The 18,850-nt window shown below is 48.0% G+C and carries 20 protein-coding genes; all 20 read left to right on the top strand.

The window, feature by feature from the left end; translation table 11 throughout:
* Nucleotides 1-306 carry a flagellar protein FliT gene (locus tag VER99_RS10345; protein ID WP_020333611.1) on the top strand — a complete coding sequence of 102 codons (306 nt, stop codon included), beginning with the start codon at nt 1-3 and terminating at the stop codon, nt 304-306.
* Between the two features lie 13 nt (nt 307-319).
* Complete coding sequence (gene fliS, locus VER99_RS10340; protein WP_020333610.1) at nt 320-730, top strand: flagellar export chaperone FliS; 411 nt, start codon at nt 320-322, stop codon at nt 728-730.
* Between the two features lie 287 nt (nt 731-1,017).
* A complete protein-coding gene (locus VER99_RS10335; protein ID WP_020333608.1) occupies nt 1,018-2,484 on the top strand; it encodes a sigma-54 dependent transcriptional regulator in 1,467 nt (488 codons plus the stop codon).
* Nucleotides 2,485-2,663: 179 nt separating this feature from the next.
* Nucleotides 2,664-3,695: a sensor histidine kinase gene (locus VER99_RS10330; RefSeq protein ID WP_014232671.1), complete on the top strand. Its 1,032-nt coding sequence runs from the start codon at nt 2,664-2,666 to the stop codon at nt 3,693-3,695.
* A gap of 27 nt (nt 3,696-3,722) precedes the next feature.
* Nucleotides 3,723-5,132, top strand: a complete 1,410-nt coding sequence (locus VER99_RS10325) for a sigma-54-dependent transcriptional regulator (protein ID WP_014232670.1) — start codon at nt 3,723-3,725, stop codon at nt 5,130-5,132.
* A 145-nt stretch (nt 5,133-5,277) separates the two neighbouring features.
* Complete coding sequence (gene fliE, locus VER99_RS10320) at nt 5,278-5,589, top strand: flagellar hook-basal body complex protein FliE (RefSeq protein WP_014232669.1); 312 nt, start codon at nt 5,278-5,280, stop codon at nt 5,587-5,589.
* A 14-nt stretch (nt 5,590-5,603) separates the two neighbouring features.
* Complete coding sequence (gene fliF / locus VER99_RS10315; protein ID WP_014232668.1) at nt 5,604-7,346, top strand: flagellar basal-body MS-ring/collar protein FliF; 1,743 nt, start codon at nt 5,604-5,606, stop codon at nt 7,344-7,346.
* On the top strand, nt 7,339-8,394 hold the full coding sequence (fliG, locus tag VER99_RS10310) for a flagellar motor switch protein FliG (protein ID WP_014232667.1): 1,056 nt from the start codon (nt 7,339-7,341) through the stop codon (nt 8,392-8,394). The genes fliF and fliG overlap by 8 nt, the downstream gene beginning before the upstream one ends.
* Nucleotides 8,395-8,463: 69 nt before the next feature.
* Nucleotides 8,464-9,264: a flagellar assembly protein FliH gene (gene fliH / locus VER99_RS10305; protein WP_020333606.1), complete on the top strand. Its 801-nt coding sequence runs from the start codon at nt 8,464-8,466 to the stop codon at nt 9,262-9,264.
* Between the two features lie 3 nt (nt 9,265-9,267).
* Nucleotides 9,268-10,587, top strand: coding sequence for a flagellar protein export ATPase FliI (gene fliI / locus VER99_RS10300; RefSeq protein WP_020333605.1), 1,320 nt, complete (start codon nt 9,268-9,270; stop codon nt 10,585-10,587).
* A 5-nt stretch (nt 10,588-10,592) separates the two neighbouring features.
* Nucleotides 10,593-11,036 carry a flagellar export protein FliJ gene (gene fliJ / locus VER99_RS10295; RefSeq protein WP_020333603.1) on the top strand — a complete coding sequence of 148 codons (444 nt, stop codon included), beginning with the start codon at nt 10,593-10,595 and terminating at the stop codon, nt 11,034-11,036.
* 171 nt (nt 11,037-11,207) lie between these two features.
* Nucleotides 11,208-13,133: a flagellar hook-length control protein FliK gene (locus tag VER99_RS10290; RefSeq protein ID WP_020333601.1), complete on the top strand. Its 1,926-nt coding sequence runs from the start codon at nt 11,208-11,210 to the stop codon at nt 13,131-13,133.
* A 79-nt stretch (nt 13,134-13,212) separates the two neighbouring features.
* A complete protein-coding gene (gene fliL, locus VER99_RS10285) occupies nt 13,213-13,716 on the top strand; it encodes a flagellar basal body-associated protein FliL (RefSeq protein ID WP_020333599.1) in 504 nt (167 codons plus the stop codon).
* Nucleotides 13,717-13,723: 7 nt separating this feature from the next.
* The gene (fliM, locus tag VER99_RS10280; protein WP_014232661.1) at nt 13,724-14,770 is read left to right on the top strand and encodes a flagellar motor switch protein FliM; all 1,047 of its coding nucleotides are present in this window, start codon (nt 13,724-13,726) and stop codon (nt 14,768-14,770) included.
* A 58-nt stretch (nt 14,771-14,828) separates the two neighbouring features.
* Nucleotides 14,829-15,239 carry a flagellar motor switch protein FliN gene (fliN, locus tag VER99_RS10275; RefSeq protein WP_005448377.1) on the top strand — a complete coding sequence of 137 codons (411 nt, stop codon included), beginning with the start codon at nt 14,829-14,831 and terminating at the stop codon, nt 15,237-15,239.
* Nucleotides 15,239-15,664, top strand: a complete 426-nt coding sequence (gene fliO / locus VER99_RS10270) for a flagellar biosynthetic protein FliO (protein ID WP_020333598.1) — start codon at nt 15,239-15,241, stop codon at nt 15,662-15,664. Before fliN ends, fliO begins: the two co-directional genes overlap by 1 nt.
* Nucleotides 15,651-16,520, top strand: coding sequence for a flagellar type III secretion system pore protein FliP (fliP, locus tag VER99_RS10265; protein ID WP_020333597.1), 870 nt, complete (start codon nt 15,651-15,653; stop codon nt 16,518-16,520). Before fliO ends, fliP begins: the two co-directional genes overlap by 14 nt.
* A gap of 24 nt (nt 16,521-16,544) precedes the next feature.
* On the top strand, nt 16,545-16,814 hold the full coding sequence (gene fliQ, locus VER99_RS10260; RefSeq protein WP_014232658.1) for a flagellar biosynthesis protein FliQ: 270 nt from the start codon (nt 16,545-16,547) through the stop codon (nt 16,812-16,814).
* Nucleotides 16,815-16,822: 8 nt separating this feature from the next.
* Entirely contained in the window at nt 16,823-17,605 is a 783-nt protein-coding gene (gene fliR / locus VER99_RS10255) for a flagellar biosynthetic protein FliR (RefSeq protein ID WP_014232657.1), read from the top strand.
* Nucleotides 17,606-17,614: 9 nt separating this feature from the next.
* Nucleotides 17,615-18,745 carry a flagellar biosynthesis protein FlhB gene (gene flhB / locus VER99_RS10250; protein ID WP_020333596.1) on the top strand — a complete coding sequence of 377 codons (1,131 nt, stop codon included), beginning with the start codon at nt 17,615-17,617 and terminating at the stop codon, nt 18,743-18,745.
* The last annotated feature ends 105 nt before the right edge of the window (nt 18,746-18,850 follow it).

Genomic DNA, 18,850 nt, shown 5'->3' with positions numbered 1-18,850 from the left:
ATGCAAAGCGAACTTATTGAAATTAACGATTTGGATCAACGCATTAGCCAAGAGCTGCAAAAAGTCGATATTAATACTGAAGAAATTCTTCGTTTGGTCGATATCAGAGAAAGCTTATTGCAAAACTTGCTGTCAGTGGTTCAGAAAAAACCATTGGTTAAGCAAGACGTCGAGTGGCAAGACTTGCTTGCTCGTACCCAAAGTATTGTTGAACTGATGCAATCAGAGACGTCAAAAGTTGGAAAAGAGTTGCATAAATTGCGCTATGGCCAACGTTCGCTTCAGCAGTACAAAAAGTTTATTTAGAAAGAGGATTACTATGCGCGGATCTTTGCAAGCATACAAAAAGGTATCAGTCGACAGCCAGCTAAGCGCGGCTTCTCCGCACAAAGTCATTCAAATGCTAATGGCGGGAGCAATTGAGCGTCTTATTCAAGGTAAAGCAGCGATGCAAGCTGGCAACATACCAGTAAAAGGTGAGCGTTTGGGTAAGGCATTGGACATTATCATCGCGCTGAGAAGTTGTTTGTCAATGGATGATGGTGGCGAGATTGCCTCAAACTTAGATTCACTTTATGAATTCATGATTACGCAGATTTCTGCGGCAAATCACCAAAATGATCCGCAACTTATTGATGACGTTATCGATATTATTCGAGAGATAAAATCAGCGTGGGATCAAATTCCGGCAGAGTTCCACAACCTAACGGCCGAAGAGGTCGGTATTTAATAAATAAAACAAATCTTTATATTGACTTGAATATATATTGAGTGCCTAAGCAACAAGTTGTGCAGCAAGGTCACAATCACGCTTAGAGCTCTCGATTGGTTGGTTGCCTTATTTTTATATTCAAATAAAATAAGCGCCATTAGTAGCCCTAATGGCTTTTTTTGTTGCTGATTTCCCCTTTGTCTCTCGTGCATTGAGTGTGGCGTTCCCGCCTTTCTGAACACTCATTTGAGCTAATCAAGGTTTGGCCGCAACACATCCAAAAATAAAGGCAATCATTCTTAGTTATGCAAGGTTTGGCAAAACTGCTTGTAATTGATGACGATGCTTCAAGTCGTTTAAATTTAAGCAATATATTGGAATTTGTTGGAGAAAGTTGCGAAGCGGTCAGTTCTGATCAGCTAGGTGATGTTGATTGGTCTGAACTCTGGTCTGGTTGCATTATCGGCAATATTTCTTCAGCTTCAGCAGCGACAACAGTCATGGCGCATCTTAGCGATGCTTACCACATTCCATTGCTCGTAATGGAGCGCTTATCGCTACCTGTTGATGACTTGCCAAGTTACGTTGGTGAGTTGGAACTGCCTTTAAACTACCCTCAACTTAGTAACGCCTTGCGTCATTGCAAAGACTTCCTGGGTCGAAAAGGTGTGAACGTGATCGCAAGTGAGCGCAAAAATACACTTTTCCGCAGTTTAGTGGGTCAGAGTCGTGGCATTCAGGAAGTTCGTCACCTTATTGAGCAAGTCGCCAAAACCGAAGCTAACGTTTTAATCCTTGGTGAGTCGGGCACGGGTAAAGAAGTGGTTGCGCGTAATATCCACTACCATTCCACGTACTCTAGTGGACCATTTGTGCCAATTAACTGTGGTGCGATTCCTCCTGAGCTTTTAGAGAGTGAGCTGTTTGGTCATGAAAAAGGTGCTTTTACCGGGGCGTTAACCTCGCGTAAAGGTCGTTTTGAATTGGCTGATGGCGGAACCTTATTCCTCGATGAAATTGGTGATATGCCAATGCCAATGCAGGTGAAGCTACTTCGTGTGCTTCAAGAGCGTTGCTTTGAGCGAGTGGGTGGTAACAATACGATTAAAGTGAACGTTCGCATTGTAGCTGCGACGCATCGCAACCTCGAGAGCATGATCGAAGAAGATACCTTCCGAGAAGACTTGTTCTATCGCCTCAACGTATTTCCAATTGAAATGCCTGCGCTGAAAGAACGTAAGCGTGATATCCCTCTGTTGTTGCAAGAATTGATGGCTCGTCTGGAAGCCGAAGGTGGACAACCTATCTGCTTTACTTCGCGCGCGATTAACTCTTTGATGGAACACGACTGGCCGGGGAACGTGCGTGAGCTGGCAAACCTGATCGAGCGCATGGTGATTCTTTACCCGAACAGCCTGATCGATGTGAATCACTTGCCGACGAAATACCGTTACAGTGATATCCCGGAATTCCAGCCTGAAGGGAATCCGTTTGTCTCAGTCGAAGAGCAAGAGCGTGATGTCTTTCAGGACATCTTCTCCGGAGATTTCAGTTTTGATGAACTCAATGAGTTAGAGAGCAACGCAAATGCACCGCAGGAACTTCCTCCTGAAGGCGTAAACCTAAAAGAGCTATTGGCAGATCTGGAAATCAACATGATCAGCCAAGCACTTGAAGCCCAAGGTGGTGTTGTCGCACGAGCAGCCGATATGCTGGGAATGCGCCGCACGACTTTGGTTGAGAAAATGCGTAAGTACAACTTGCAACGCTAACTCTGCACGCCCAATGAGTGGTTTTCTCCAAGACAAAACCGCTCAAATTCTTATGTTAATTTGGTGTCAACTTATTGTCGATAGTATAAGTTGCTGATAAATAGATTAAAATAGCTTGGTATGCTTATTGCTTACTAAGCTGTTTTACTATTTAGTGGCGATATTTCGACAGGCAGTTAATGGAAGATAACACCAACCAATCCCATTTAGACTCAGTAGAAAACCAGGTCGAACGTTATAAACAGGTTCTGGATGTGATGCCTGCGGGAGTCATCCTGCTCGATACGTTCGGTGTTGTGCGCGAAGCGAACCCTGAAGCACACCGCATTCTTGAAATACCCTTGGTCAACGAAAAGTGGTTTAACGTCATTCAGGCAGCATTTGACCCGCGTGAAGATGACGGCCATGAGGTCTCTCTGCGCAATGGCCGCAAAGTGCGTTTGGCGATTTCTGCTTCTGAAACGGGTCAGCTCATCCTTATTACTGACTTGACCGAAACGCGCTTACTTCAATCCCGAGTGAGTGACTTGCAGCGCTTATCGTCTTTAGGACGTATGGTGGCTTCTCTTGCTCATCAAGTCAGAACGCCTTTATCCAGCGCAATGCTGTATGCGTCAAACTTGGCTGCGCCGAATCTTCCTGCGAATACGAGAGATCGATTTCAAAGTAAATTGATGGATCGACTGCACGATTTGGAAAAGCAGGTTAACGATATGCTGCTCTTTGCCAAAGGTGGCGATAATAAAGTCATTAAGCCATTTACGATTGCTCAGTTGGTTTCGGAATATCAACCAATGGTTGAAGCTGCCTTAAAAAACAACAACATTGACTACTTTCTAGAAGTAGAGGAAGAGCAAACTGACCTGCTTGGAAATGCTAATGCGATTGCATCTGCCTTGAGTAACTTAGTCATGAATGCGATTCAGATGTCAGGTAAAGAGTCGCAAATTGATATTTTCTTCCGCCCGGTCAACGGTGAGCTGCGCATTTCTGTGCAGGATAACGGACCGGGAGTACCTAAAGAGCTACAAAGCAAAATCCTAGAGCCATTTTTTACCACCCGTTCTCAAGGAACAGGGTTAGGTCTTGCGGTAGTTCAAATGGTTTGCCGTGCCCATGACGGTCGATTAGAGCTTATTTCTGAGCAGGGTGATGGAGCCTGCTTCACCATGTGCATTCCGCTAGAGCGAGTGCAAGCAGAAGTGCAATAGTCGCTTCTGCCAATTAGGAGAATCAAAATGGCGCAAAGCAAAGTGCTGATCGTAGAAGATGACGAAGGTCTTCGTGAGGCCCTGGTAGATACTCTGGCTCTGGCAGGCTATGAGTGGTTAGAAGCGGGCTGTGCAGAAGAAGCTCTGGTTAAGCTGAAATCAAACACAGTAGACATTGTCGTCTCTGATGTGCAAATGGCTGGCATGGGCGGTTTGGCCTTGCTAAAAAACATCAAACAGAACTGGCCTAATCTTCCCGTTCTGCTGATGACGGCGTACGCGAATATTGAAGATGCGGTCTCAGCGATGAAAGACGGTGCGATAGACTACATGGCGAAGCCATTCGCACCTGAAGTGTTACTTAATATGGTCAGTCGTTACGCACCTATCAAAAGTGACGATAGTGGCGATGCGGTGGTCGCGGACGAAAAAAGCCTGCGACTGTTAGCGCTGGCAGAACGAGTGGCGCGTACTGACGCCAACGTTATGATCCTGGGTCCAAGCGGCTCAGGTAAAGAAGTCATGTCGCGTTACATCCATAATGCTTCTAGCCGCAAAGATGGTCCTTTTGTCGCGATAAACTGTGCTGCCATTCCAGATAACATGCTTGAAGCTACGCTATTTGGCTACGAAAAAGGTGCTTTTACCGGTGCTGTTCAAGCGTGTCCGGGCAAATTCGAACAAGCGCAAGGCGGGACGATTTTGCTGGATGAGATCAGCGAAATGGACCTCAACCTTCAGGCCAAGCTGCTGCGTGTACTACAAGAACGCGAAGTCGAACGTTTAGGCAGTCGCAAGAGCATTAAACTGGATGTTCGAGTCTTGGCAACCAGTAACCGCGATCTAAAACAATATGTGTCGGAAGGTAACTTCCGTGAAGATTTATATTACCGCCTTAACGTTTTCCCAATTGCATGGCCAGCGCTGTGTGAGCGTAAAGGCGATATAGAGCCACTAGCCAAACATCTGGCGGAGCGCCATTGCGGCAAGATGGGTATGCCTGTACCTAAGATTTCGGCCTCTGCGGTAGATAAACTGCTCAACTATCCTTGGCCGGGTAACGTGCGTGAACTCGATAACGTCGTTCAACGTGCTCTGATTCTGAGTGAAAATGGCGACATTGATGGCGAACATATTTTGCTCGAAGGTGTCGACTGGCAAGACGCGAACAGCCTGCAACGTGTGGTGCAAAATGCACAAACTTTGGTACCAGACGTCAAGCCCGTTGCTCAGGCAGAAAGCGTGAGTCGTATTGTGTCTGGTGGTGAAGGGTTAGGCAGCGAGCTACGCGACCAAGAGTATGCCATCATCCTTGATACCCTGGTTGAGTGTAACGGTCGTCGAAAAGACATGGCGGATAAACTTGGTATTAGTCCACGTACACTGCGCTATAAATTGGCTAAGATGCGTGATGCGGGTATCGACATTCCCAATTAGTTCTGCTGAGTTTAGCGGAGCCTTTTGCGTATAGAGTCACAATGCTTGGGCAAAACCAAACAAATCATTACCGCCTTATGGCACGTTAATTGCTTCGATAATGAACAATTTTATTAATAGTCAAAGATTTGGCTCCGGGGTGGTAATGAAAATTGATGGTATTCAAGCAGATATGCGCGCCATGATGGTAGAGGCAACGAACACGGCGCCTGTGGCAACAGGTGCCAAAGTTGGTGCCGATTTTGGTGATCTCCTCACATCCGCTATCAATAACGTAAATTCACTTCAAAAAGCCTCGGGTGATCTTCAAACCCGCTTTGACCGTGGCGACGCCGATGTTTCTCTTTCAGATGTGATGATTGCCAGAAACAAATCCAGTGTGGCGTTTGATGCCACAGTCCAAATCCGCAATAAGCTCGTCGAGGCCTATAAAGACCTCATGAATATGCCAGTGTAATTTAGGTAATCAGTGTGGCAGACAAGTCTACAGATTTAACCGTCACTGATGGCGGTGCAGATGGTGCGCTTATCGCGAACTCTGAACTGGATGTGGAAAGTCAAAATCCAGATTTGGAAGAGCGCAGCGCGTCAAAACTAGATATGGCCGTAGGCGATCTTGACTTACTTCGTCAGGTCGTGCTGGTGTTGTCCATTTCCATCTGTGTTGCGTTGATCGTGATGCTATTTTTCTGGGTGAAAGAGCCAGAAATGCGTCCGCTTGGCGCATATCAGACCGAAGAACTGATCCCGGTTCTGGACTATCTTGATCAGCAAAAAATTGACTACAAACTGGATGGTAATACCGTCTCGGTTGAAGCGAGTGATTACAACTCGATCAAACTTGGTATGGTGCGAGCGGGGGTCAATCAGGCTACAGAAGCTGGCGATGACATTTTGCTGCAAGACATGGGTTTTGGGGTTTCTCAGCGCCTGGAGCAAGAGCGTCTGAAACTCAGTCGTGAGCGACAACTTGCTCAAGCGATTGAAGAAATGAAGCAGGTTCGCAAAGCTCGGGTGTTACTGGCATTGCCTAAACACAGTGTTTTTGTTCGCCACAACCAAGATGCTTCTGCCTCCGTTTTTCTGACTTTATCGACTGGGGCTAACCTCAAGCAGCAGGAAGTCAATTCTATCGTCGACATGGTCGCCAGCGCGGTTCCGGGAATGAAAACCTCCCGTATCACCGTGACCGATCAGCACGGTCGTTTATTGAGTTCAGGATCTGAAGATCCGGCGTCGGCAGCTCGTCGAAAAGAGCAAGAGTTGGAGCGAAATCAAGAACAAGCGCTACGTGAAAAAATTGATTCCGTGTTACTGCCAATTTTGGGTATCGGCAATTACACCGCGCAGGTTGATATCAAAATGGACTTCAGTGCGGTAGAACAAACCCGAAAACGCTTTGATCCAAATACGCCAGCGACACGCAGTGAATATGCACTGGAAGATTACAACAACAGCAACACGGTAGCTGGGATTCCTGGTGCTCTGAGTAACCAACCGCCAGCCGATGCGTCGATTCCACAAGATATTGCTCAAATGAAAGATGGGTCGTTATCCGGGCAAGGTTCCGTGCGTAAAGAATCGACACGTAACTTTGAGTTGGACACCACCATCAGTCATGAGCGTAAACAGACTGGTACCGTTGCGCGTCAAACGGTTTCTGTGGCAATCAAAGACCGCCGGGAAGTTAATCCAGACACCGGTGAAGTCACTTACACGCCGATGTCTGAACCCGAAATTAATGCGATTCGTCAGGTGTTAATTGGCACCGTCGGTTTTGATCAGTCGCGTGGTGATTTACTCAATGTATTGAGTGTCAAGTTTGCCGAGCCAGAAGCGGAGCTGCTTGTCGACCAACCAATTTGGGAACATCCAAACTTTAACGATTGGGTTCGCTGGTTTGCCAGCGCCTTGGTCATCATCGTGGTGGTGTTGGTTCTGGTTCGCCCTGCTATGAAGAAACTGCTTAACCCTACCAGCGACAACGAAAATGAAATGTACGGTCCGGATGGCATGCCTATTGGTGCGGACGGTGAAACCAGCCTGATTGGCAGTGACATTGAGAGTAGCGAGCTGTTTGAGTTTGGTTCAAGTATCGACTTGCCGAATTTACACAAAGATGAAGACGTACTGAAAGCGGTTCGTGCACTGGTGGCAAACGAACCAGAACTGGCAGCTCAGGTTGTGAAAAACTGGATGAATGAAAATGGCTAACGATATCGTACCTCAAGGTGAAAATGGCGCAGGCATGCCAGTGGAGTTTGATGCATCAACCATCAGCGGTGAAGATAAAGCCGCCATTTTGTTGTTGAGCCTCAATGAGCAGGATGCGGCGGGCATCATTCGCCACCTGGAACCAAAACAGGTACAGCGTGTTGGTGGTGCGATGGCTCGAGCAAAAGATCTGAGCCAGGAAAAAGTGTCTTCTGTACACCGTGCTTTTTTGGAAGATATCCAGAAATACACCAATATCGGTATGGGCAGTGAAGACTTCATGCGTAATGCGCTGGTAGCCGCTCTGGGTGAAGACAAGGCGAATAATCTGGTTGATCAGATTCTGCTTGGAACGGGTTCAAAAGGTCTGGATTCATTGAAATGGATGGATCCGCGTCAAGTCGCAAGCATCATTGTCAACGAACACCCTCAAATCCAAACTATTGTTCTGTCGTATTTAGAAGCGGATCAGTCGGCAGAAATTCTGTCACAGTTCCCGGAACGTGTGCGTCTGGATTTGATGATGCGTATTGCCAACCTAGAAGAAGTTCAGCCATCGGCGTTGGCGGAGCTGAACGAAATCATGGAGAAGCAGTTTGCTGGTCAGGCTGGCGCGCAGGCTGCCAAGATTGGTGGTCTGAAGGCAGCCGCCGAAATCATGAACTACCTCGACAACAATGTCGAAGGCATCTTGATGGATCAAATCCGAGATCAGGACGAAGACATGGCGACGCAAATTCAGGATCTGATGTTCGTGTTCGAGAATCTGGCGGAAGTCGACGATCAGGGTATTCAGAAATTGCTGCGTGACGTTCCACAAGATGTACTTCAGCGAGCACTGAAAGGTGCCGACGATTCTCTGCGTGAGAAAGTATTTAAGAACATGTCAAAACGTGCGGCTGAGATGATGCGTGACGACATTGAAGCGATGCCGCCAGTGCGTGTTGCTGATGTGGAATCAGCGCAGAAAGAAATTCTTGCGATTGCACGTCGTATGGCGGATGCGGGCGAGCTCATGCTCTCTGGTGGCGCAGACGAATTCTTGTAATCTCTATTGCCCTGCTATTTTGCTACTGCAGGGCAACTTCAACACAAATCAAATATGCATAGGTAACCCATGGTTGGCGATAGAAAACGTGGATTTATTCGTCCTGATGAAGATGATGCGATGATCGAACCGCAACGCTGGGGGCTGCCTGACTACGGCGAGCCAAAAGCCAAGCAAGCCAGACAAACGGCGTTGAATTACGATCCAGGCTGGACTCCAAACTTTGATGAGCCAGAAGAAGAGCAAGTTCTTGAACTGACCGAAGAGCAGATTGAGCTGATCAAGCAAGGTGCTTATCAGGAAGGATTGCACCAAGGTCAGGAGGCGGGCTTTAAACAAGGTTACGATAAAGGCAAAGAAGAAGGTTTGCAGGCGGGTCATGCTGAAGGTTTAGAACTCGGTAAAGCAGAAGGTGTGAGTGCCGGACAAGAGTTTATTCAGCAGCAGGTGGAAGTATTCATGAATCTGGCCAATCAGTTCGCGCAACCTCTGGAGCTGATGAATGCTCAGGTTGAAAAACAGCTGGTGGACATGGTGCTTTGCCTCGTTAAAGAAGTGGTTCACATCGAGGTTCAGACCAATCCTCAAATTATTCTCGATACGGTCAAGCAGTCGGTTGAAGCACTGCCTATCTCCGGTCATCCCATTACGTTACACCTGAATCCGGAAGACGTGTCCATCATTCGCTCTGCATACGGTGAGCAGGAATTAGATTGTCGTAACTGGACGCTGGTCGCTGAGCCTTCACTCAATCGTGGTGATGTGCAGATCGCAGCCGGTGAATCGAGCATTAATTATCGTATGGAAGAGCGGATTAAAAATGTACTGCAGAGCTTTTGTGGCGCAAACCGTCACCAAGAGGGTGAGTAACCCATGTTAGCGCTGGCGGACCGTCTAAAAAACTACAAAGTCGAAGGGTTGACCACAAGACCGGTGGCATCTGGCAAGCTTGTTCGTGTGGTCGGTTTGACCTTAGAAGCGACAGGATGCCGGGCTCCGATCGGCAGCTTATGTCTGGTCGAGACCATGTCTGGGCACATGGAAGCTGAAGTGGTGGGCTTTTCTGGCGACAACCTGTTCTTGATGCCGAGTGAACAAATCACCGGTATTTTGCCTGGCGCAAAAGTAACGCCATTGACCAGTGACGCAGGCTTACCGGTAGGAATGGAGCTACTTGGGCGTGTTATTGACGGTGTGGGTAATCCACTTGATGGACTCGGCCCTATCTATACCGATCACCGTGCTTCATTTAATGCGGAGCCCATCAATCCACTGGCACGAAAACCGATTTCAGAACCTCTCGATGTGGGGTTAAAAGCGATTAACGGATTGCTGACGGTTGGTAAAGGTCAACGCATTGGTCTGTTCGCTGGTTCTGGTGTGGGTAAATCGGTCACGCTGGGTATGATGACCAGAGGCACTACGGCGCAAGTTGTGGTTGTAGGGCTGATTGGTGAACGTGGACGAGAAGTTAAAGAGTTCATCGAAGAGATCTTGGGTGAAGAAGGGCGTCGTCGATCTGTTGTGGTCGCAGCGCCTGCCGATGCTTCTCCACTGATGCGTTTAAAAGGCTGTCAAACCGCGCTGACTATTGCAGAGTACTTCCGCGATCAAGGGTTGGACGTGCTGTTGCTTATGGACTCTTTGACCCGTTTTGCTCAGGCGCAGCGTGAAATCGCCTTATCTGTTGGCGAGCCGCCTGCAACCAAAGGTTATCCGCCATCGGTGTTTGCCAAATTGCCGGCATTGGTCGAGCGGGCGGGTAACGGCGGCGCAGATCAGGGCTCAATCACTGCATTTTTTACCGTTCTAACCGAAGGTGACGACCTGCAAGACCCGATTGCCGATGCATCTCGTGCGATTCTTGACGGTCACATTGTGCTGTCTCGTGAAATGGCGGATGCGGGACACTACCCGGCGATTGATGTCGAGAAATCCGTCAGCCGTGTGATGCCGCAAATCACAACCGAAGAGCACGTACTGATGTCGAAAGCCGTTCGTCAGGTGCTGTCGATTTGCCGCAAAAATCAGGACTTGGTTTCGATTGGTGCTTACAAACCGGGTACCGACCCTGCTATCGACAGTGCATTTACGCTTAAGCCTAAGTTAGACGAATACTTGCAGCAGCGTATGAAAGAATCCGTTCCATACGACATGTGCGTGAATATGCTGAGAAGTATTTTAGGTGGGTAATTGCTATGAATAACGCCATGGAGTTTTTGTTTGATCAAGCAAAAGAGCGGGAAGAGCAAGCCGTATTAGCTTTGAATAAAGCGCGTGCTGAGTTAGAGGATTACTACCGTCAAGTTGAACAAATTGAAAAGTATCGACTCGATTACTGCCAGCAGTTGGTGGACCGGGGACAGGCTGGATTAACGGCAAGTCAATATGGACATTTGAATCGATTTCTTACGCAGCTGGATGAAACCTTGTCTAAGCAGAAGCAAGCGGAAAGCCACTTTAGAGAGCAAGTCGAAAACGGCAAAGAGTACTGGCTGAAAATGCGTCAAGAGCGCATGTCTTATGAGTGGATGATTGAGAAGCGAGCTAAAGAGAAACAAGCCGCAGAAGCCAAGCGTGAGCAAAAGCAAATGGATGAGTTCTCGACGTTGCTCTACAGCCGCAGGGTCAAAATGTTCTGACCATTATTCTGAGAGCTTTTGCACGATCACTTTGATGTTCTTTCAGCGTCAGGAAAATTACGTTTTGTATTGGCGTGATTTTTGCAAATTCACCTTTTAATAATTCAACTTACCTCTGACATGTGATTTGGCTGAGCGAAGTCGTTCAATGCCAAAAACGAGAATGTTTATATGAATGTGAATTTGTCTAATGTTGCTGCGACCAATAAGACCTCGGTTTCTGAGGTTGGCGCAAAAACGTCTACAGAAGGCTCAGAAAGCAAAGGTTTTATTGAAACCTTAGCTGGAGTATTCGCAGATTCACTCAAAGTTGAAGTGACTGATGAAAAATTGACGCCAGATGTACCTGAAGCTATAGAAACGAGTGATAACGCTCGCGCTTCTTCCGTGGAAACCTCTGAACCAGAAAGTGAAGTTGAAGAGGCCGTTGTATCTGAAGGACAAAGCGAAAATCAGTCAACCAAAGCATTGTTAGAACAAGACAATGGGCAGGCAGAGCCTGAAGAACAGGTAATGCCGTCGGTAACGCGCGCGAGTGGAACTCAGGAGATAGCCACGAGCAATCAGGTCGCACCTAAAAAACAAGCGCCGTCTGATCTTGAACAGACCGTCGTGGAGACAGGCACGCCTGAGCCGAAAATTGCCAAAACTGATGAAGTTGTCGACCTTGATGTCACTCGTTCTATGGACGAAGGACAGCAACTGCTCGGACGAATTGAACAAGCGAATCAAGCCCTGAAATCTGTCAATCAAGAGCTAGAACGTGGCAAGGTTTTGCCTCCCAAGACGACTGATGTTTTAGAACACGTTGGCAGTAAGAACGTTAAGCACCCAGAGGATTTAGAGCTCGTTGAGCCTGTTGAAGGTGTCGAAAGTGTCAGAAACCTTGTTGCTGAAGATGAACTGAAGCCCGCTGTCATTGAAGCAAAAAATCATGCTTCTGATTTGGCTGATGGGAAAGACACGTCTCCTCTGAGCTCTCAACCTGAAACAACACTGGAACCAAATGCCGTCAATATCGAGGCTATGGCGTACACAGCGAATGTTATTAGCAACGATGAGCCAGGTGTCATGAGTGCGAATGCAGTTCAGCGCGTCTCGAATGAAGAACTTGAAGTTATCGACACCAAACTGGCTCAGGGTAAACCACTGACGAACCAAGAGTCTGACATTATTGACGGTTTGAAAACGGGTGCCGTTATCGCGGAGTTATCCGACGGTGAACTTTCTCAATTAGTGGCTTTTCCAAACGAAGTAAAACTCGCAATATCAGAGCCACAAACGGCGCAGCACAACGTAACGCGCCACCAGATGAACGCTTCGACTCCGACACCGCAAGTGGCGGCTCAAGAGTTGAAAGCCGCGGTTGGACAAGCACCAACGCAGGTGGTTGAAAAAGCCGTATTACCTGCCATGCCGGAAGGGCTAACGACGGCAGTTGTCAATCCTGCGATTGGGCAGACGCTAGCAAATACCGAAGCCAGCCACAAAGCGATGAACTCAGTATCAGCGACCGGAATCCTCAAAGCTACGACGGATAAGCAGGATAAAACCGAGCCACAGCAGGGGTTAGCTGGTCAGTTGCAAGCCGCTGTCAGTCAGCAAGGCGTAACCACGCCACAGCAAGCCCGAATCGATGCCGCGCAGCAAGCACAATTACCATTACAGTTGACCAAGGAGTTGGCTAACGATCAGGTAGCAGAAAAAGTGCAAATGATGATGTCGAAAAACTTGAAGAACCTTGATATCCGCCTTGATCCGCCTGAGCTTGGCCGGATGCAGATTCGCATGACTATGAACAGCGATTTGGCCAATGTTCACTTTACGGTATCCAATCCGCAGGCGCGTGACATCATTGAACAAACACTGCCTCGACTGCGAGAAATGCTTGCCCAGCAGGGTATGCAGTTGGCTGACTCTTCGGTTCAACAGCAAAATAGTGGCCAGCAGCAACGTGGATATTCTGCGGCGGAGCAAAATAAGCAAGGTGGCTTTGGGCGAGGTTTCTCAGGTCAGACTGATGAAGACTTTGATGGCGGCGTTGAACTTAATGTGAATGTCACCTCGCCTCGTGATGGGATTAGTTTCTACGCATAACATGATTGAATTTGGATGATGAGAACCCATATGGCCTCGTTATCCGCCAGATTAAATAAAACAAAAATAAGAGAAAAGAATGGCTGAAGAACAGTTACAAGGGGTGGGAGCACCAAAAGGCAAAGGTAAGCTACTGATTATCATCGCAGTCGTGGTCCTTTTGTTGGGAGGCGGTGCAGCTGCGTTCTTTTTCATGGGATCGGATGATTCGGAGAAGTCGAATAATGCGGAACCGCAACAAGCTCAAGTCGCCGCAGCCGAAGTTCCCATTGCGTATGTAAATCTTCCCCAGCCGTTTGTTTTCAACGTGACCGGAGACAGCCGCGACAGACTGGTACAAATCAAAGCTCAGTTGATGGTACGTGGCTCAGAGAATGAACAACTGGCGCGTTATCATTCGCCACTGATCGAAAGTTCACTGTTGTCGACGTTCGCTTCGGCAACCGTAGAGCAGTTGCGCTCGCCAACGGGACGAGTGGAGTTACGCGATCGCGCGTCTGAAGATATTAAAGCAGCACTGAATGCCGCTGTCGGAAAGTCAGTGATTGAAAAAGTACTGTTTACAGATTTTGTTATTCAATAGGTAAAACGTGACCGATCTATTAAGCCAAGACGAAATTGATGCGCTATTGCATGGCGTTGACGATGTTGATGACGTTGACGATTCCATCGATGACGATCCCGGTGGTGCTGTCAGTTTTGACTTCTCATCTCAAGACCGAATTGTCCGTGGTCGCATGCCGACGCTCGAGCTTATCAACGAGCGTTTTGCCCGACATATGCGTATTAGCCTATTCAATATGCTACGCAAAACGGCAGAAGTGTCTATTAACGGCGTTCAGATGATGAAATTCGGTGAGTACCAGAACACCTTGTATGTTCCAACCAGTTTAAACATGGTTCGCTTCCGACCGCTAAAAGGTACTGCGCTGATCACCATGGAAGCGCGCTTGGTATTTATTCTGGTAGAAAACTTTTTTGGTGGTGATGGTCGATTCCACGCCAAAATTGAAGGCCGCGAATTTACGCCGACTGAGCGACGTATTATCCAACTGCTGTTGAAAGTCGTCTTTGAAGATTACAAAGAAGCATGGTCGCCAGTCATGGGGGTGGAGTTCGAATATCTCGACTCGGAAGTCAACCCGAGCATGGCCAACATTGTCAGCCCAACAGAAGTGATTGTGGTCAGTTCTTTTCACATCGAAGTCGATGGTGGCGGCGGTGATTTCCACGTGGTCATGCCGTACTCCATGGTTGAACCGATCCGTGAACTGCTGGATGCCGGTGTGCAGTCAGATAAGATGGAAACTGACGTTCGCTGGAGCTCGGCTCTGCGCGAAGAAATCATGGACTGTCCGGTTAACTTCCGCGTGAACCTGCTGGAAAAGAACATTTCGCTGCGTGATCTGATGGAGCTGCAACCCGGAGACATCATCCCGATAGAAATGCCGGAGCATGCGACCATGTTTGTCGAAGACTTGCCGACCTATCGAGTAAAAATGGGACGTGCAGATGACAAGCTGGCGGTACAGATATCACAAGAGATTGAGCGACCTCACGTCGTGAAAACCGATTTAGCTTTCTTGAGTAAAGACATCATGTCTGAACTTGAGAAGGACAACCAAACAGAAGATTAAGACACCTTACAGGGCTCCTATTTTGAGGGGCAAGTAAGGAAAAGCACAGGATAGAAAAATGGAACCAAGTGACGATCAAAAGCTAGCGGACGAATGGGCGGCCGCTCTGGGCGAGGACCCGTCTGCACCGTCAATTGACGTAGATGAAGTATTGGCAGCACCTCTGGAGGAGCTGAAAGATACCTCAAGCCCAATATCTGATGATGAGCGTCGTAAACTCGACACCATCATGGATATTCCGGTAACGATTTCTATGGAAGTTGGCCGTTCGCAAATCAGCATCCGCAATCTATTGCAATTGAACCAAGGCTCCGTGGTTGAACTCGATCGTCTGGCGGGTGAATCACTGGATGTGTTGGTGAATGGCACTCTGATTGCGCACGGTGAAGTGGTTGTGGTCAACGACAAGTTCGGTATCCGTTTAACAGACGTGATCAGTCAGACTGAACGCATTAAGAAGCTTCGCTAATGAGCATTGGTTCAAAAAGATGGAAGCAAATAGCTGGCGCGCTGAGTTGCACACTAAGTGCGCCACTGGCGCTGGCTTCTTCTGCTTCGATGTCTGCGCCAAGCAGTTTTGATTTGCTGACGACACTCGGTTCACTTGTATTGGTGATTGGTGTGATATTGCTGCTTGCCTGGTTGTTGAAGCGCATGCAAGTGCCAGCATTCGGGCAACAAAAAGGCTTAAAAATCGTCAGCCAGTTACCTGTGGGAACCAAAGAGCGAATTGCAGTGATTCAGGTTGGTGAAGAGCAATTTTTAGTCGGCATCACTAGCCAATCTATCCAAACGCTTGCCAAGCTCGAGAAGCCTCTCAAAGAGGAAGAGTTGGCGAATACTGCTTTTGCTAATCAATTTAGTCAGCTGATAAAGAAAAATGACCAACGCTAACCCAATTCGTCTCATCATGAGCACCTTTATTTTGCTGGCGAGCGTACTGTTTTCTTCACTTTCGTTTGCTCAGGTGGAGGAGTCTTCACTGCCTGCTAATTTGGCAGAAGGGAACAGCGTAACCGTTCAGGCGATGCAGAGTGAGACAGGTGCGAGCCGCACGATGTCGGTCACTAATAGCGGTGGAATACCAGCGTTTACCATGACCACCAATCCGGATGGTAGCGAAGATTATTCCATCACGCTGCAAATCCTCGCCTTAATGACCATGCTTGGCTTCTTGCCAGCAATGGTGATTTTGATGACGTCATTTACGCGAATTGTCGTGGTCATGTCGATTCTTCGTCAGGCGATGGGCCTGCAACAAACGCCCTCCAATCAGGTGATCATTGGTATCGCACTTTTCCTTACCTTCTTTGTGATGTCACCGGTGCTGAACGAGATAAACGATACCGCCATTCAACCTTATTTGAATGAGCAGGTGACTGCCAGAGAAGCGTTTGATGCCGCACAGGTGCCAATGAAAGCCTTTATGCTCAAACAGACACGAATTAAAGACCTAGAAACCTTCGTCAATATGTCGGGCGAGCAGGTGACAAACCCAGAGGATGTCTCCATGGCCGTACTGATTCCGGCGTTTATTACCTCTGAGCTGAAAACCGCTTTCCAAATTGGCTTTATGTTGTTCTTGCCGTTTTTGATCATCGACCTTGTCGTCGCTTCAGTACTTATGGCGATGGGTATGATGATGTTGTCACCGATGATTGTATCGTTGCCGTTTAAGCTGATGCTATTCGTGCTGGTGGATGGCTGGAATTTGATACTGTCGACGCTCGCCGGCAGTTTTGCCCTGTGATTGGTGCGGACTAGAGGATAAGACATGACTCCAGAAATGTTTGTCGAGCTGTTCCGCGAAGCACTGTGGATGGTGCTGATCATGGTCTGCGCCATTATCATACCAAGCCTGCTTGTGGGTCTGATCGTGGCCGTTTTTCAGGCGGCAACTTCAATTAACGAACAGACCTTAAGCTTTTTGCCTCGTTTGATCATCACTTTGCTCGCTCTGATGCTCTTTGGACACTGGATGACACAAATGTTGATGGAGTACTTCTACGGTTTGATTGAGCGCCTGCCTCAAGTGCTGTACTAGGGACGCGCATGGAATACCCGTCTGGTATCATTTTAGAGTGGATTGCCAACTATTTTTGGCCGTATGTCCGCATCTCTTCCATGTTGATGGTGATGACTGTTACCGGGGCACGTTTTGTGTCGCCTCGAATTCGTCTCTACCTGGGGCTCGCCATTACGTTTGCGGTGATGCCTGCCATTCCTACTGTACCGCAAGATATTGAGCTGGTCTCATTTCGCGGTTTTATGACCATTGCCGAGCAGATGATTATCGGCATTGCGATGGGCATGGTGACTCAATTCATGATTCAGACCTTTGTCTTGTTAGGTCAAATTCTTGGCATGCAATCTAGTTTGGGCTTTGCTTCGATGGTTGATCCGGCTAACGGACAAAATACCCCGTTGCTCGGTCAGCTGTTTATGTTTTTAACCACCATGTTCTTTCTTGCCACAGACGGGCATTTAAAAATGTTGCAGCTTGTGGTTTTCAGCTTTAAAACACTACCAATCGGCTCTGGCACTCTAACGGCAGTGGATTTCCGTGAGTTGGCGGGTTGGTTGGGCATCATGTTCAAAACGGCATTAAGTATGTCGCTATCAGGCATTATTGCTTTACTGACCATCAACTTATCGTTCGGTGTGATGACACGCGCCGCGCCGCAGTTAAACATCTTTTCACTTGGCTTTGCATTCGCCTTGATGGTCGGTTTGTTAATTTGTTGGTACATCTTGGCTGGCTTGTACAGCCATTACGAGTTGTACTGGGCTGTAGGTGAGGAGCAGATTTGTCGCCTCATTCGCTTGGATTGTTAGGAGGCTGGTTTGGCAGAGTCAGACGGTCAGGAACGCACCGAAGAAGCCACGCCCCGACGGTTACAACAAGCCAGAGAAAAGGGGCAGGTTGCTCGGTCTAAAGAGCTTGCGTCAGCGTCGGTATTGATAGTTGGGGCCATTTCGCTGATGTGGTTTGGTGAGACATTAGCACGCGCTTTATTTTCCATAATGAGCCGCCTGTTCAATCTGACCCGTGATGAAATTTTTGATACCGCTAAGTTGTTCGATATCGCGTTAGGCGCGATGACGGAACTGTTTTTCCCACTCTTCCTGATTCTGGCCACCTTATTTGTCGCCGCGATGATAGGTGCAGCGGGTGTTGGTGGCATCAGTTTTTCTGCCCAGGCGGCCATGCCTAAGCTGTCAAAAATGAACCCGCTTAGTGGCCTTAAACGTATGGTTGGCATGCAAAGTTGGGTTGAGCTGATCAAATCGATCTTAAAAGTCGTACTGGTGACCGGATTCGCTATGTATTTGATTCAGGCGTCGCAAGCGGACTTGATTCAACTGAGCATGGACGTTTATCCGCAGAATATTCTCCATGCCCTCGATATCTTGCTGAACTTTATCTTACTGATCAGTTGCTCGTTACTGATAGTAGTTGCTATCGACATTCCCTTTCAGATTTGGCAACACTCCGATCAATTGAAAATGACCAAGCAAGAGGTCAAAGATGAATACAAAGAGACAGAAGGTAAACCTGAGGTTAAAGGGCGAATCCGTATGTTGCAGCGGGAAGCAGCACAGCGCCGAATGATGGCTGACGTACCTCAAGCGGATGTTATCATCACCAACCCTGAGCACTTCTCGGTTGCGCTGCGCTATAAGCAGAAAACGGACCGTGCCCCTGTGGTTATCGCCAAAGGCACCGACCATATGGCAATGAAAATCCGTGAGGTGGCTCGTGAGCATGACATTACCATTGTCCCTGCGCCACCATTAGCTCGTGCGCTCTACCACAGTACGGAACTGGAGCAGGAGATCCCGGATGGTCTGTTTACCGCAGTGGCGCAAGTACTCGCATTTGTCTTCCAGTTAAAACAGTACCGCAAGCGTGGTGGTCAGAGACCTAAGCTTCAGGACTATGACTTGCCTATCCCACCGGAACATCGTCACTAGACGGCGTAGTGCGTCAAATAAAAGTTCTTTGATTCAATGATTTGTGACCTGTTGAGCCTTTAGTCATTATTTTGGCGTAAATCATGGTACGCAGATTGCTAAGAA

Source organism: Vibrio natriegens NBRC 15636 = ATCC 14048 = DSM 759, from assembly GCF_035621455.1.
GTDB lineage: Bacteria > Pseudomonadota > Gammaproteobacteria > Enterobacterales > Vibrionaceae > Vibrio > Vibrio natriegens.
This window is presented reverse-complemented; position numbering and strand designations above follow the sequence as displayed.

Excerpts from the sequence above, each read along its gene's own strand:
- VER99_RS10345 (WP_020333611.1), top strand. The coding sequence starts at position 1 with ATGCAAAGCGAACTTATTGAAATTAACGATTTGGATCAACGCATTAGC.
- fliS (WP_020333610.1), top strand. The coding sequence starts at position 320 with ATGCGCGGATCTTTGCAAGCATACAAAAAGGTATCAGTCGACAGCCAG.
- VER99_RS10335 (WP_020333608.1), top strand. The coding sequence starts at position 1,018 with ATGCAAGGTTTGGCAAAACTGCTTGTAATTGATGACGATGCTTCAAGT.
- VER99_RS10330 (WP_014232671.1), top strand. The coding sequence starts at position 2,664 with ATGGAAGATAACACCAACCAATCCCATTTAGACTCAGTAGAAAACCAG.
- VER99_RS10325 (WP_014232670.1), top strand. The coding sequence starts at position 3,723 with ATGGCGCAAAGCAAAGTGCTGATCGTAGAAGATGACGAAGGTCTTCGT.
- fliE (WP_014232669.1), top strand. The coding sequence starts at position 5,278 with ATGAAAATTGATGGTATTCAAGCAGATATGCGCGCCATGATGGTAGAG.
- fliG (WP_014232667.1), top strand. The coding sequence starts at position 7,339 with ATGGCTAACGATATCGTACCTCAAGGTGAAAATGGCGCAGGCATGCCA.
- fliH (WP_020333606.1), top strand. The coding sequence starts at position 8,464 with ATGGTTGGCGATAGAAAACGTGGATTTATTCGTCCTGATGAAGATGAT.
- fliI (WP_020333605.1), top strand. The coding sequence starts at position 9,268 with ATGTTAGCGCTGGCGGACCGTCTAAAAAACTACAAAGTCGAAGGGTTG.
- fliJ (WP_020333603.1), top strand. The coding sequence starts at position 10,593 with ATGAATAACGCCATGGAGTTTTTGTTTGATCAAGCAAAAGAGCGGGAA.
- VER99_RS10290 (WP_020333601.1), top strand. The coding sequence starts at position 11,208 with ATGAATGTGAATTTGTCTAATGTTGCTGCGACCAATAAGACCTCGGTT.
- fliL (WP_020333599.1), top strand. The coding sequence starts at position 13,213 with ATGGCTGAAGAACAGTTACAAGGGGTGGGAGCACCAAAAGGCAAAGGT.
- fliN (WP_005448377.1), top strand. The coding sequence starts at position 14,829 with ATGGAACCAAGTGACGATCAAAAGCTAGCGGACGAATGGGCGGCCGCT.
- fliO (WP_020333598.1), top strand. The coding sequence starts at position 15,239 with ATGAGCATTGGTTCAAAAAGATGGAAGCAAATAGCTGGCGCGCTGAGT.
- fliP (WP_020333597.1), top strand. The coding sequence starts at position 15,651 with ATGACCAACGCTAACCCAATTCGTCTCATCATGAGCACCTTTATTTTG.
- fliQ (WP_014232658.1), top strand. The coding sequence starts at position 16,545 with ATGACTCCAGAAATGTTTGTCGAGCTGTTCCGCGAAGCACTGTGGATG.
- fliR (WP_014232657.1), top strand. The coding sequence starts at position 16,823 with ATGGAATACCCGTCTGGTATCATTTTAGAGTGGATTGCCAACTATTTT.